This window comes from Burkholderia sp. Ax-1720, assembly GCF_011753035.1.
Taxonomy (GTDB): domain Bacteria; phylum Pseudomonadota; class Gammaproteobacteria; order Burkholderiales; family Burkholderiaceae; genus Burkholderia; species Burkholderia gladioli.
Genome location: NZ_VWWK01000001.1, coordinates 55323 through 68393 on the forward strand (window position 1 = coordinate 55323; position 13071 = coordinate 68393).

The window sequence follows — 13071 nt, forward strand, 5'->3', positions numbered from 1 at the left end:
GGCGAGGCCTCAGTAGTCGTAGACGTGCTCGATGGTCAGGCCGTGCGAATCGGCCTGCGCGAGCACGCTCGACAATTCGCCGACCGGTACCAGCATCACGGCGCGCTGCGTGTCGGCCGGCGTCTCGATCGCTTGTGTAAACAGTACGCGGCCGCCGTGGGCGTCGATGCTCGCGCCCGCGTGTGCCCAGGCCGAAACCAGGATGGTCGAGCGGTTGCCGGCCACGTCGACGATCCGCACGCCCTGCTTCGCCAACGCCGTGGCCGCGATGCGGAAGTCGTAGTAGCGCGGCAGCGAGAGCAGTGCCCGGCCATCCGGAAAGCGCGAGAGCAGGCTGACTTCGGGCGGCGGCGTCCAGTCCGCGGGAAGGCTTTCCACCACCACGTCGGTGTTCATCCGCGGCGCGTCGTAGGCGGCATGCGTCGCCACCTTGATGAGCTTGCCGTAGGCGGCCTTGATGCCGTATTCGCAACTCAGTGCGAAGCGCCGCTCCCATTTCCGGATCGTGCCGGGGCCGTGCATCGGCACCTCGGTCCAGAGCTGCTCCAGGCGCGAGCCGAAATCGAACAGGTACCAGGGCTGCTGGCGGATGAAGTCGACATACTGCTCCGCGGCCAGTGCATCGAAACGATCCTCGTCCGTCAGCCGGCTACCGCCCAGCACCCAGCTCAAGCGTCCGATGGTGTTGCCGTAGACGGCGCGTATGCCGTATTCGAGCGTGGTGCTGCCCGCGATCACGCCGATCATGAGGTGATAGCCGGGATTGAGCGGATAACCGAGCCGCCATTGCTCGTAGCCGACCTCGGCATATCCGGACCAGAGCTGGCCGATATGGCGCAAGAACGGAAATTCGTGCGGCGGCCGTGTCTGCACCAGGCGCGCATATTCGGCCGGGCTGTGCACCAGGAACCATTCCGGGTAGGTCAGCAAGGTCTGCTCGGCGCCGCGGCGATCCGCGGGAGGTACCAGGCTGTCGGATGCGATGGCGACGCCGGCAGCCGGTGCCGACGGGGCCGCAGCGGCCTCGGCGGCGACCAGCGGGCTCGCCAGCGCCAGCGCGAGGATCGATCTGGCGAGGATGGCGCTCATGCCGTCGCCTCCGGCTTCACGAAGGCCATCAGGAGATTGTCGGTCGGGTCGCCGTCCTGGCGCAGGCGCGGCCCGATCGCACGAAGCCCCGCCGCTTCGAGTCGCGCGACCCAATCCTTCGCGCTCCGGAAGTGACGCGCCTCTGCCGCGTTGGTTTCCCAGCTTTCGCCGAGCCCGGCATTGAACACCGCATGCGCCAGCGAGACGAAACGGCCCATCGCCGGGTCGCGCACGTCATGCTCGCGCAGCAGGAACAAGCCGCCGGGCCGCAGCACGCTAACGATCGAGACGAGGAAGGCGTCGAGGCGATCCGGCGCGGCGTGATGCAGGCCGATGAAGCAGGACACCAGGTCGGCGCTGGACGGCTTCATGGCGATCGGCGCATAACCGTCGAGCGGCACGAAGGCGGCGCGCTGGCGGATCGAGCCGCGCTCGACGATATCGACCGGCGAATACGTGGGCTCGAGCTCATTCACCAGCGTCGTTCGGCCGGACAAGGCCAGGTGCCGGCGCAGCGTGGCGGCGTAGCGCCCGGTGGTGCCGATCTCCACGTAGTCGCGCAGCTTGCGCGCTCCGACGAGCCGCGCGGCCTGCTCCCCCATCACGGTTTTCTGGCGGGCCAGGGAGGGCAAGGCATGCGTGAACATCGCCAGGCGCGGCGTGATGGCCGGCAAGCCGGCCTGGATGGCGCGATAGATGGTTTCGTCGTCGGTGCTGCCCGCGGTGCTCCGCTCGATCAGCGCGTGCAGGCCGTCAGGCGGGACGATCGCGAAGATCCTGCTCAGGAAGCCATGGAAACGCGTGCGCGCCGCTTCGTCGCCGTACACCGCGCGGAACAGCGACTCGCGTTCGCCCACGGCCCGCGATGCCGCTGCATAGTAGCGATCCCACAGGGCGCCGCGCAGGCGATAGTGCGGGTCGAGTTCGCGCTTGAGCGCGAACAGCATGCGCGCACGCGGATAGGCGCGATGAAACTGGGCCTCGGTTGCGTGCGGCTGGTAGGGGAGGTAGTAGGTGCCGCCGGCCTCCAGCGCGACGTCGATCAGTTCGCGGGTCCAGTTCGCCACGTGCTCGCAGGCGGCCCGGTCGGTGCGCTGCTTGTAGTAGAGGACGAAGGCGAAGGTCTCGCCGCGCGTCCAGGACATCAGGGTTTCCTCGTCGGCGCGGGCGTGGCGGATCGAGACGTTGACCGCATTGACGCGATGGCGGCGCAGCACCTCGCCCATCGCGGCGGCGAAGCGTTCGAGCTGTCGTACCGGCACGAAGTATTCCTGCAGCACGTAGGTGCTGCGCGCGCGATTGGCGGGCTCGAGTTCGGCCACGTCGTAGCCGGCTTCGTAGTTTCGCCAGTGCACGGCGCGGCGTGCATGGATCAGCGGATCGTAGAGGAACTCGCGACGCAGCCTGCCCGCCGGCGTTTCGGTGATCGCCCAGAGCAGGTAGCGGTTCAGGCCGTGTTGCCGTTGCCCATCGCGCAGGCGCGGCGAACTGGCCAGCAGTTCCGTCTCGATCCAGCTCACGGCCAGGCCGCGGCTGTAATGCGGTGGGTAGAGGTCGAAGTTGTGGAACACAACGTCGTCGCGCGAGCGTACCTCGGCATCGAACCAGGCCGCGTAGTCCTGCAGGCGCATCTTCGCGACGCGTCGTTCGACGCGGGTGTTCGGCACCAGATCGAGCTCGACCTCGGTGATGACGCCGATCGCGCCGTAACCGCCGATCGCGGCGCGAAACAGTTCGGCATGCGTCTCGCGCGAGGCTTCCACCACGCGGCCGTCGGCCAGCACCAGCACGATCGAACGCACCGAGGTCACCATCGGCCCATGCCCGATATAGCGGCCGTGCGCGTTGACCGACAAGGTGCCGCCCACGGTGAAGTTCGCGTAGGTCTGCATCACCTTGACGGCCAGCTCGTGCGGGTCGATCGCGCGCTGCACGTCGGACCAGCGAATGCCGGCCTGCACGCGGATCCGCGCGGCCGCCACGTCGAATCGCAGCACGCGGTTCATGGCGCGCAGGTCGAGGTGCAGCGTGCCGTGGCTGGTGGTCTGGCCGCCCATGCTGAAGTGGCCGCCGCCGATCGAGACCGGCAGCGTGGCGCCGCGCAGCAGGGACGCCACCTCGTCCGTCGAGGTGGGGCTCGCCACGCCGGCCACCAGGATCCGGTTGAGTCCGCTTACGTCGTTGATTGCCTGCATGGGGCCGTCCTGTCCGGTTTGGAAGTAGGACGGATATTTCCACGAGGTATCACATCTCGGTGATTTTCCTGATTCTGGATCATATAATGCGACGAAAAGTATCGAGAAATGATCCTTATGGAAGAAATCGACCAGATCTGCGCCGCGATCAAGCGCGAGCTCAAGGCGCGCGGCATGACCTATCGCGACGCGGCGCAGGCGCTTGGCATCTCGGAGCCGAGCGTGAAGCGGCTGATCGCGAGCGGGCGTTTCACGCTCGAGCGGCTCGGCGACTTCGCGCGCCTGCTGGGGCTGACGATGGCCGAGCTGGTGCAGGCGGCCGCGGCTTCCGCGCCCGCGATCCGGGTGCTGAGCGACAAGCAGGAGCGTCAACTGGTGGCCGACGACACGCTGCTGCTGATTACGGTCTGTGCGCTGAACCATTGGACCATCGAGGAAATCGAGAGCGTGTACCGCATCACGCGCGCGCAATGCATCCGGCACCTGCTGACGCTGGAGCACATGCAGATCGTCAGCCTGCTGCCGGGCGATCGTATTCGCCTGCGCGTGGCGCGCGATTTCGACTGGTTGCCGAACGGGCCGATTCGCCAGTTCTTCCTTGCGCAGGGACTGCACGATTTCCTCGCGAGCCGATTCGCGGGCGAGGGCGAATCGCTCGAATTCATCCACGGCATGCTGACGGCGCAGGGCGCGGCGCAGTTGAAGCTGGAGATGCGCCGCTTGCGTGCGCGCATGGACGCGTTGCATGCCGAGGCGACCGGAACGCCGTTGGAGCAGAAACACGGCATGGGCCTGCTGCTGGCCCTGCGCGAATGGGAGCCCGAGGTGTTCACGGCGCAGCGCCGCCCGCGCCGCGGACCGTGACGACGCCCCTTTCCCCAGCCGAATCCCCGCGCGCCGCCTACGCAGCGCGCGCGATAAGGATCCCCGAAATCGGCATTTGAGCGCGTATTTCCGGTCGATATAGTCGCAACTCGTTTTCTTCTCGCTGACGAGCCGAACCATGTCGACCCTCGCTTTCGATCGCGCCGCGCCGGCGCAAGCCGATTCCGCCGCCGGCGCGCCCGAGCTGATCCGCTCGGCCCAGGACGTGGCGCGCCTGGCCAACCGCGGCGCCGCGCCCGGCGGCCACGCGCGCGCGGTGGTGGCGATCGCGCTGGGCGGCGTGTTCCTCGACGCCTACGACCTCACCTCGCTGGCCTACGGCATCAAGGACATCGCGCGCGAGTTCGCGCTGAGCCCGGTGCAGGTCGGCCTGGTGTCCTCGGCGATCACCTTCGGCGCGCTGGTGGGCGCCCTGGCCGGCGGCTACCTGACCGACCGGATCGGCCGCTATCGCGTGTTCATGGCCGACATGGTGTTCTTCGTGGTCGCGGCGATCGCCGCCGGCCTGGCGCCGAATGCCTGGGTGCTGGCGATCTCGCGCTTCGTGATGGGGATCGGCGTCGGCCTCGACCTGCCGGTGGCGATGGCCTTCCTGGCCGAGTTCTCGCGCGTCTCGGGCAAGCGCAACAAGGCGTCCAGCATCGCCGCCTGGTGCCCGGCCTGGTACGCGGCCACCAGCGCCTGCTACCTGCTGATCCTCGGGCTCTATGCCGTCTTGCCCGATGCGCAGCTCGGCTGGCTGTGGCGCGTGGTGCTGGCCTTCGGCGCGGTGCCGGCGCTGGCGATCATCGCGGTGCGCAGCCGCTACATCAGCGAATCGCCGGTGTGGGCCGCCAACCAGGGCGACCTGGCGGGCGCGGCGCGCATCCTCAAGCGCTCGCACGGCATCGACGCGGTGGTGGCCGAGGGCGCCGAGCTCGGCACGCCGCGGCCCGCGCGCGCCTCGTGGCGCAGCTTCGCGGCCCTGTTCAATCCCACCTATCGCAAGCGCACCATCCTGACCCTGGTGATCGGCGGCGCGTCCTCGTTCGGCTACAACGCGATCGTCTACGGCGTGCCGGTGATCCTCGCCAGTTTCCTGAAGCAGGGGCCGCTCACCACCATCGTCGCCGCGCTGGCGCTGAACCTGCTGTTCGCCTTCGTGGGCGGCCTGATCGGCGTGCGCACGGCCGCCAGCATCGGCGCCTGGAAGATGACGGTGGCCGGCGTGGCCCTGCAGTTCGCGTCCTTGATCGGCCTGGCGCTGATCGGCAAGCCGAGCGGCGCGGCCCTGGTTGTCGGTGCGATCCTGCTGCTCGGCGCCTACCTGTTCGGGCAGGGCTTCGGTCCCGGCTCGCATTCGATGACCTACGCCACGCTCAGCTATCCCACCTCGCTGCGCGGCGTCGGCGTCGGCTTCTCGCAGACCGTCGCGCGCGGCCTGTCCACCGTGTCGCTGTTCCTGTTCCCGGTGTTGGCCGCCACGTTCGGCACGCGGGTGTTCTGGCTGATCGCGCTGGCGCCGCTGGCCTCGCTGACGGCGCTCCTGCTGCTGCGCTGGGAGCCTTCCGGCTACGACATCGACGCGGAAGACTATCGCGACGCCGAGCCGGCCGCCGCACTCGCGAAACAGGCTGCCTGAACGAGAACGGCGCGCCGCGGGCCCGATGCCCGCGGCGCGCCGCTGTCCTCTTGCCGCCTTGCCCGATCAGAACAGCCCGACCGGCCGCGCGTCGTAGCTCACCAGCAGGTTCTTGGTCTGCTGGTAATGGTCGAGCATCATCTTGTGGGTCTCGCGCCCGATCCCCGATTGCTTGTAGCCGCCGAAGGCCGCGTGCGCCGGATACAGGTGATAGCAGTTGGTCCACACGCGGCCGGCCTTGATGCCGCGCCCCACGCGATAGGCGCGGTTCGCGTCGCGCGTCCACAGCCCGGCGCCCAGGCCGAAGATGCTGTCGTTGGCGATCGCCAGCGCCTCGGCCTCGTCGCGGAAGGTGGTGACGGCGATCACCGGCCCGAAGATCTCCTCCTGGAACACGCGCATGCGGTTGTGCCCCTTCACCAGGGTCGGCTCGACGTAGTAGCCGCCGGCCAGCTCGCCCGCCAGCCTGCCCGGCGCGCCGCCGGCCAGGAACTGCGCGCCTTCCTCGCGCGCGATCGTCAGGTAGCCGAGGATCTTGTCGTATTGCTGCTCGGAAACCTGCGCGCCGATGGTGGTCTCGGTATCGAAGGGGTCGCCCTGGCGGATCCGCTTCACGCGTTCGATCACGCGCTCCATGAAGGGCTCGTAGATCGATTCCTGCACCAGCGCGCGCGACGGGCAGGTGCAGATCTCGCCCTGGTTCAGGAAGCCGAGCACCAGCCCTTCGGCGGCCTTGTCGATGAACTCGGGCTCGGCTTGCATGATGTCCTCGAAGAACAGGTTCGGCGACTTGCCGCCCAGCTCGACGGTGGAGGGGATGATGTTCTCGGCCGCGTGGTGGAGGATCTGCCGGCCCACCGGCGTCGAGCCGGTGAAGGCGATCTTGGCGATGCGCCGGCTGGAGGCCAGCGCCTCGCCGGCTTCCTTGCCGAAGCCATGCACCACGTTGAGCACGCCGGGCGGCAGCAGGTCGCCGACGATCTCCAGCAGCAGGGTGATCGACAGCGGCGTCTGCTCGGCCGGCTTGAGCACCACCGCGTTGCCGGCGGCCAGCGCCGGCGCGACCTTCCACGCCGCCATCAGCAGCGGGAAGTTCCAGGGGATGATCTGGCCCACCACGCCGAGCGGCTCGTGGAAGTGATAGGCGGCGGTATGCTCGTCGATCTCGGCGGTCGCGCCTTCCTGCGCGCGGATCACGCCGGCGTAATAGCGGAAATGGTCGATCGCGAGCGGCAGGTCGGCCGCCAGCGTCTCGCGGATCGGCTTGCCGTTGTCCCAGGTCTCGGCGATCGCGAGCCGCTCCTGGTGCTGCTCGATGCGATCGGCGATGCGCAGCAGCACCAGGCTGCGCTGCGCCACCGAGGTGCGGCCCCAGGCGTCGGCCGCGGCATGCGCCGCGTCGAGCGCGAGCTCGATATCCTCGGCGCTGGAGCGCGGGAATTCGGCGATGGTCTCGCCGGTGACGGGCGAGCGGTTCAGGAAGTACTGGCCCTTCACGGGCGCGCGGAATTCGCCGCCGATGAAGTTGCCGTAGCGCGAGGCGACCGAGAGCAGCGAGCCGGGTTGGCCGGGTTTGGCGTATTGCATGACAGGATTCCCATCGGGGTGGAGGTGAGGCCAGTCTACGAAGCACGGCGGCGCGGCGGGCCGCCGATCCCGACCGGATCCGGACACACTGGCGACGAATCCGGACATCGGCCGGCACGCCGCGCGTTTTTTCGCGATCATGCTCACCTGACGCATTCCGCCGGAAATCCCTCATGCCACAGCCTGCCCCCCATCGCATCGACATCGTCGTCTACCCGGGCTTCAAGATGCTCGAGGCCATCAGCGCGCTGACGGTGTTCAGCTATGCGAACCACCATCTGCGCGAGAGCGGGCGCGCGCCCGGCTACGAGGTGCGGATCGCCGCGCCCGTGCCGGGCCCCGTGCGCTCGGACACGCCGGTGCCGCTGGAGGCCACCGAACCGCTCGACACCCGGCACTTTGCCTCCACCGTGATCGTGGTCGGCACGCGCGACATCGAAGCGGCGCTCGACGAATCGCGCGCCATCGTCGACTGGCTGGAGCGCGTCGCGCATCGCGTCGAGCGGCTGGCCGCGCTGTGCTCGGCCACGCTGTTCCTGGCCGCGAGCGGCTTTCTCGACGGCAAGCAGGCCACCACGCACTGGAGCGTGGCGGCCCTGCTGGCCGAGCGTTATCCGCGCGTGCGGCTCGATACCGACGCGATCTTCGTGCAGGAGGGGCGGGTCTGGACCTCGGCCGGCGTGAGCGCGGCGATCGACCTGGCGCTGGCCTTCGTCGAGCACGATCATGGCCGCGAGCTGGCACTCGCGATCGCGCGCGACATGGTGATCTACCTGAAGCGGCCCGGCGGGCAGGCGCAGGTCAGCACCAGCCTGCAGAGCCAGCTGACGCAATCGCCGACCGTGCGCGAGATGCAGGCCTGGATCCTCGATCACCTCGGCGAGCGGCTGTCGGTGGAGGCGCTGGCGGCGCGCTTCGCGATGAGTTCGCGGCATTTCTCGCGGATGTTCCAGCGCGAGACCGGTTCGAGCCCGGCCGTGTTCATCGAGATGGCGCGGCTCGAGAAGGCCAAGCGCCTGCTGGCCGATACGCGCCTGCCGATGAAGTCGCTGGCGTTCCGCAGCGGCTTCGCTTCCGATGCGCGGCTGCGCAGCGCCTTCCACAAGTACCTGGCGACCACGCCGAGCGAGTACCGGGAGCGGCTCGCCGCGCGCCGGAGCGAGGGAGGCTGAGGTGGGCTGAGGCGAAGGGCGCTCAGCGCGCGTCGAGCGGCGGAAACAGCTCGCGCAGGTCGGCGCCGCCGTCGAGGATGGCGCGCCGTTCGACGGTTTCGATCGCGCACCCGCTCCATCGATCCACGCGATACAGCGCGCCGAACGGGAAGGACGGCGGCTGCGCGCCGGCGCCGGGCACGTTCTCGCCGCCGCGCCGCACCGAGTCGGACAGCCAGGAAGCCAGGCGCAGGTGATAGGGATTGCGTGCGATTTCGCCGCGATGGCAGAGCAGGGCGTCGAGCAGGGTGGCGACCTCGGCCTTGCGCAGTTCCAGCAGCAGGTTGGGATCGTCCAGCGTGCCCCAGAACTCGGTCTGCGCCAGCCACAGCGGTCGTTCGTATCGCTGCAGGGCGTCGAGCACCAGCCGGTGCACGCCGATATGGGTGGCCGAGCCGTCGCGCGCATGCGGGAACACCAGCAGGCGCGGACGATACCGGTCGAGCAGCGCGGCCAGCAGCGCGACGTCGCGTTCCCAACTGGCCGGGTCCGCGTGGCGGCGCGCCTCGCTGATCGGCTCGCGGCCCGTGAAGCCGGCATCGGCCAGCGCGAAGCCGAGCCGCCCGCAGGCCTGGCTCAGCTCGCACCAGCGCGCCTCGCGGCGCTCGACGCGGCTGCCGAGCGTGGCCGCCAGGTTCAGCACCGCGTAACCGGCCTCGCGACGCAGGCGCAGCGCGAGGCCGCCCACCAGGCACTCGTCGTCGGGATGCGGCGAGACCAGCATCGCCAGCGGGCGATCATGATCGAGTTCGATCGAGGGCAGCGGGCCGGCCGGCTCGGGCATCGGCAGCCGCGCTTGCAGCAGGCGATCGAAGGCATCCAGGTAGTCGATCACGCCGTCGGCCGGCCGCGTTCGGCTCATGCCTCGGGCTCCGCCGCGACGGGCCGGCCGGGCAGCGCGCGCGGCGCCTTGCTGCGCATCACCCGCGCGATCGCGGCGATGTGCTCGGGCGTGGTCCCGCAGCAGCCGCCGGCGATATTGAGCAGGCCGGCCTCGGCGAATTCGCCGAGCAGGCTGGAGGTGACGTCGGGCGTTTCGTCGAAGCCGGTCTCGCTCATCGGGTTGGGCAGCCCCGCGTTCGGGTAGCAGGAGATATAGGTCTCGCAATGCTTGGCCAGCTCGGCCAGGTAAGGCCGCATCAGCGCGGCGCCCATCGCGCAGTTCAGGCCGAAGGTGAGCGGGCGCGCATGGCGCAGCGAATTCCAGAACGCTTCCACGGTCTGCCCCGACAGCACGCGCCCCGAGGCATCGGTGACCGTGCCGGAAATCATGATCGGCAGCCGCTCGCCGGTTTGCTCGAACAGCTCGTCGAGCGCGAACAGCGCTGCCTTGGCATTGAGCGTGTCGAACACGGTCTCGACCAGGAACAGGTCCACGCCGCCTTCGAGCAGCGCCGCCGCCTGCTGGTGATAGGCCTCGCGCAGCTCGTCGAAGCTGACGTTGCGCGCGCCGGGATCGTTCACGTCGGGCGAGATGCTGGCCGTGCGCGGCGTGGGCCCCATCGCGCCGGCCACGTAACGCGGCTGCCCGGGCGTGGCATGGCGGTCGGCCGAGGCGCGCGCGAGCCGCGCCGATTCGAGGTTCATCTCGCGCACCAGCGCTTCGAGGCCGTAGTCGGCCTGCGCGATCGAGGTCGCGCCGAAGGTATTGGTCTCGGCGATATCGGCGCCGGCCGCGAAATAGGCGTCGTGGATCTCGCGGATCAGCTGCGGCCGCGTCAGCGACAGCAGCTCGTTGTTGCCCTTCAGGTCGCGCGGGTAGTCGCGAAAGCGGTCGCCGCGGAACTCGGCCTCGCCCAGGCGCTCGCGCTGGATCATGGTGCCCATCGCGCCGTCGAGGATCGCGATGCGCGCCTGCAGCAGCCGCGCCAGCCCGGCGCCGCGTGTGTAGTCGATGTCGATGGCGGGATGCCGGGCCATGATGGTCCTCGTGCGGGTTCGATGGTTACAGGATCGTCGGATTGGGCGCGTCGCCGTACATCTGCAGCGGATCGAAGGTCTTCCGCGCCTCGGTGAAGACCAGCGCCGGGTCCTGCTCGTGTTGCGCGCCGACCGGCACGCGCCGATAGAAGCAGGAGCGGTAGCCGACATGGCAGCTCGCCCCGGAACCGGCCACGCTCACGCGCAGCCAGACGGCGTCCTGGTCGTCGTCGATGCGCATCTCCTCGACGCGCTGCACCAGGCCGCTGGTGGCGCCCTTGCGCCACAGCGCCTGCCGCGAGCGGCTCCAGTAGTGCGCCTCGCCGCTGCGGATGGTCAGCGCCAGCGCCTCGCGGTTCATGTAGCCGAGCATCAGCACCTCGCCGCTGGCGGCCTCGGTGGTGATGCAGGCGATCAGGCCGTCGCGGTCGAAGCGCGGCGCGAGGGCGTGGCCCTCCTCGACCTGCTCGACCGAATCGCGCGAGGCCAGCGTCACGCCCTCGCTCGCCGTGTCCTTGGGTACCTGGCTCATTGCAATGCTCCTGTGGTGTTGGGGGTATGCAGTCCGACGCGCGCGAACAGCGCCTGCCGCGCCGCGATGCGCGCGGCCTGGTCGGGTGCCTGGCATGCGTCGACCAGCAGCGCGACGGCCTGCGCGAGCGGCAGAGTGCCGAGGTCGAGCCCGCCGTGCGAGCGGATCGCGATGCTGCCGGTCTCGCGTTCCCGGGCGCCGGCCACCAGCAGGAACGGAATCCGCTGCAGGGTCTGCTCGCGGATCTTGTAGCCGATCTTCTCGCGGCGAACGTCCGCCTCGGCGCGCAGACCGGAGGCGGCCAGCAGCTGCGTCACGTCGCGCGCGTAATCGGCATGTTCCTCCGTGATCGACAGCACCATCGCCTGCACCGGCGCGAGCCAGGGCGGCAGCTTGCCGGCGTGATGCTCGATCAGGATGCCGATGAAACGCTCCAGCGAGCCGAACAGCGCGCGATGCAGCATCACGGGCCGCTTGCGCTGGCCATCCTCGTCGACGTACTCGATGCCGAAGCGCTCGGGCAGGTTCATGTCGACCTGCAGGGTGCCGCATTGCCAGTCGCGGCCGATCGCGTCGCGCAGCACGAATTCGAGCTTGGGGCCGTAGAACGCGCCTTCGCCGGGATTGAGCCGGTAATCCAGGCCCATTGCGTCGAGCGCGTTCACCAGCGCGCCTTCCAGGCGATCCCAGGTGGCCTCGTCGCCCATCCGGTTGGCGGGCCGCGTGGAGAGCTTGATGCGCACGTCCTCGAAGCCGAATTGCCGGTAGATGTCGAGCACCAGCGCCACCACGGCGCGGCATTCCTGGTCCATCTGCGCGGGCGTGCAATAGATGTGGGCGTCGTCCTGCGTGAAGTGGCGCACGCGCAGCAGCCCATGCAGCGCGCCCGAAGGCTCGTAGCGATGCACCTTGCCGAATTCGCCCATGCGGATCGGCAGGTCGCGATAGCTCTTCAGGCCGTGGCGGTACAGCAGCACGCTGCCGGGGCAGTTCATCGGCTTGAGCGCGAGCGAGCGGCCGTCCTCGGTGGCGGTGGTGAACATGTGGTCGCGATAGTTGAGCCAGTGGCCCGAGATTTCCCACAGGCTGCGGTCCATCACGTCGGGCGAGTTGACCTCGACGTAGCCGGCTTCCTCCTGGCGGCGGCGCATGTAGGCGATCAGCTCGCGGAACACGGCCCAGCCGCGCGGATGCCAGAACACCGCGCCGGGCGCGTCCTCCTGGAAGTGGAACAGGTCGAGCTCGCGGCCGAGCCGGCGATGGTCGCGCCGCTCGGCTTCCTCCAGCCGTTCGAGATGGGCCGCGAGCTGGCGCGCGTCGGCCCAGGCGGTGCCGTAGATGCGTTGCAGCTGGGGGTTGCGCGCGTCGCCGCGCCAGTAGGCGCCGGCCAGGCGCGTGAGCTTGAAGGCCTTGAGGAAACGCGTGTTCGGCACGTGCGGGCCGCGGCACATGTCGACATATTCCTGGTGGAAATAGAGGTTCATCGCCGCGACCTCGGGCATCGCCTCGATCAGGCGCAGCTTGTAGGCCTCGCCGCGCTCGCGGAACAGGCGGATCGCTTCCTCGCGCGGCAGCACGCGCTTGATCACCGCGTAGTCGAGGTCGATCAGCTCGCGCATGCGCTGCTCGATGGCCGCCAGGTCCTCGGGCGTGAAGGGGCGCGAATAGGCGATGTCGTAGTAGAAACCGTCCTCGATCACCGGGCCGATCACCATGTTCGCGTCCGGGTAGAGCTGCTTGACCGCGTGGCCGAGCAGGTGGGCGCAGGAGTGGCGGATGATCGCGAGCCCTTCCTCGTCGGCGGGCGTGATGATGCGAAGCCGTGCATCGTGCTCGATGGCGTCGCCGAGATCGACCAGCCGGCCGTCGAGTTCGCCGGCGACGGCGCGCCTGGCCAGGCCGGGGCCGATCGCGGCGGCCACCTCGGCCACCGTGGTGCCTGTCGCGACGCCGCGATGCGAGCCGTCGGGCAGGGTGAGGTCGATGGATTCGGCCAGGGCGGAAGGAATCATGGCTTCGGGAAAGGTGGAG

At 69.3% G+C, this 13071-nt stretch carries 10 protein-coding genes; 3 read left to right on the forward strand and 7 right to left on the reverse strand.

Annotation, left to right across the window (positions count from 1 at the left end):
- Positions 1-9: 9 nt before the first annotated feature.
- Both F3J18_RS00275 and F3J18_RS00280 read right to left on the reverse strand, forming a co-directional pair.
- Positions 10-1089, reverse strand: a complete 1080-nt coding sequence (locus tag F3J18_RS00275) for a hypothetical protein (RefSeq protein ID WP_240154603.1) — start codon at positions 1087-1089, stop codon at positions 10-12.
- On the reverse strand, positions 1086-3284 hold the full coding sequence (locus F3J18_RS00280; RefSeq protein WP_166910614.1) for an FAD-binding protein: 2199 nt from the start codon (positions 3282-3284) through the stop codon (positions 1086-1088). Before F3J18_RS00280 ends, F3J18_RS00275 begins: the two co-directional genes overlap by 4 nt.
- 117 nt (positions 3285-3401) lie before the next feature.
- Here F3J18_RS00280 and F3J18_RS00285 point away from each other — a divergent pair, with 117 nt between their 5' ends.
- Both F3J18_RS00285 and F3J18_RS00290 read left to right on the forward strand, forming a co-directional pair.
- Positions 3402-4148 carry a helix-turn-helix transcriptional regulator gene (locus tag F3J18_RS00285; RefSeq protein WP_166910616.1) on the forward strand — a complete coding sequence of 249 codons (747 nt, stop codon included), beginning with the start codon at positions 3402-3404 and terminating at the stop codon, positions 4146-4148.
- Positions 4149-4287: 139 nt separating this feature from the next.
- Positions 4288-5790 carry an MFS transporter gene (locus F3J18_RS00290; RefSeq protein ID WP_166910618.1) on the forward strand — a complete coding sequence of 501 codons (1503 nt, stop codon included), beginning with the start codon at positions 4288-4290 and terminating at the stop codon, positions 5788-5790.
- A gap of 66 nt (positions 5791-5856) precedes the next feature.
- On the opposite strand, the gene F3J18_RS00295 is transcribed toward F3J18_RS00290, so the two are convergent.
- Entirely contained in the window at positions 5857-7377 is a 1521-nt protein-coding gene (locus F3J18_RS00295) for an aldehyde dehydrogenase family protein (RefSeq protein WP_166910620.1), read from the reverse strand.
- A 173-nt stretch (positions 7378-7550) separates the two neighbouring features.
- Here F3J18_RS00295 and F3J18_RS00300 point away from each other — a divergent pair, with 173 nt between their 5' ends.
- Positions 7551-8549: a helix-turn-helix domain-containing protein gene (locus F3J18_RS00300; protein ID WP_166910622.1), complete on the forward strand. Its 999-nt coding sequence runs from the start codon at positions 7551-7553 to the stop codon at positions 8547-8549.
- 22 nt (positions 8550-8571) lie between these two features.
- Here F3J18_RS00300 and F3J18_RS00305 read toward each other — a convergent pair whose 3' ends face one another.
- From F3J18_RS00305 to thrS, 4 genes are read right to left on the reverse strand one after another with little or no spacing between them, the layout of a single operon-like run.
- On the reverse strand, positions 8572-9450 hold the full coding sequence (locus F3J18_RS00305; RefSeq protein WP_166910623.1) for a PIG-L family deacetylase: 879 nt from the start codon (positions 9448-9450) through the stop codon (positions 8572-8574).
- Positions 9447-10508, reverse strand: coding sequence for a homocysteine S-methyltransferase family protein (locus tag F3J18_RS00310; protein WP_160294510.1), 1062 nt, complete (start codon positions 10506-10508; stop codon positions 9447-9449). Before F3J18_RS00310 ends, F3J18_RS00305 begins: the two co-directional genes overlap by 4 nt.
- A 25-nt stretch (positions 10509-10533) precedes the next feature.
- Positions 10534-11040 carry a phosphoribosyl-AMP cyclohydrolase gene (hisI, locus tag F3J18_RS00315; protein WP_166910625.1) on the reverse strand — a complete coding sequence of 169 codons (507 nt, stop codon included), beginning with the start codon at positions 11038-11040 and terminating at the stop codon, positions 10534-10536.
- Positions 11037-13052 (reverse strand): threonine--tRNA ligase, encoded by a 2016-nt coding sequence (thrS, locus tag F3J18_RS00320; RefSeq protein ID WP_205195234.1) that lies wholly within the window; start codon positions 13050-13052, stop codon positions 11037-11039. The genes hisI and thrS overlap by 4 nt, the downstream gene beginning before the upstream one ends.
- Positions 13053-13071: the final 19 nt, after the last annotated feature.

Bases quoted from the DNA above. Each gene is read 5' to 3' on its own strand.
- F3J18_RS00275 (WP_240154603.1), bottom strand. From the start codon at position 1,089: ATGAGCGCCATCCTCGCCAGATCGATCCTCGCGCTGGCGCTGGCGAGC.
- thrS (WP_205195234.1), bottom strand. From the start codon at position 13,052: ATGATTCCTTCCGCCCTGGCCGAATCCATCGACCTCACCCTGCCCGAC.
- F3J18_RS00280 (WP_166910614.1), bottom strand. From the start codon at position 3,284: ATGCAGGCAATCAACGACGTAAGCGGACTCAACCGGATCCTGGTGGCC.
- F3J18_RS00305 (WP_166910623.1), bottom strand. From the start codon at position 9,450: ATGAGCCGAACGCGGCCGGCCGACGGCGTGATCGACTACCTGGATGCC.
- F3J18_RS00285 (WP_166910616.1), top strand. From the start codon at position 3,402: ATGGAAGAAATCGACCAGATCTGCGCCGCGATCAAGCGCGAGCTCAAG.
- F3J18_RS00310 (WP_160294510.1), bottom strand. From the start codon at position 10,508: ATGGCCCGGCATCCCGCCATCGACATCGACTACACACGCGGCGCCGGG.
- F3J18_RS00300 (WP_166910622.1), top strand. From the start codon at position 7,551: ATGCCACAGCCTGCCCCCCATCGCATCGACATCGTCGTCTACCCGGGC.
- F3J18_RS00295 (WP_166910620.1), bottom strand. From the start codon at position 7,377: ATGCAATACGCCAAACCCGGCCAACCCGGCTCGCTGCTCTCGGTCGCC.
- hisI (WP_166910625.1), bottom strand. From the start codon at position 11,040: ATGAGCCAGGTACCCAAGGACACGGCGAGCGAGGGCGTGACGCTGGCC.
- F3J18_RS00290 (WP_166910618.1), top strand. From the start codon at position 4,288: ATGTCGACCCTCGCTTTCGATCGCGCCGCGCCGGCGCAAGCCGATTCC.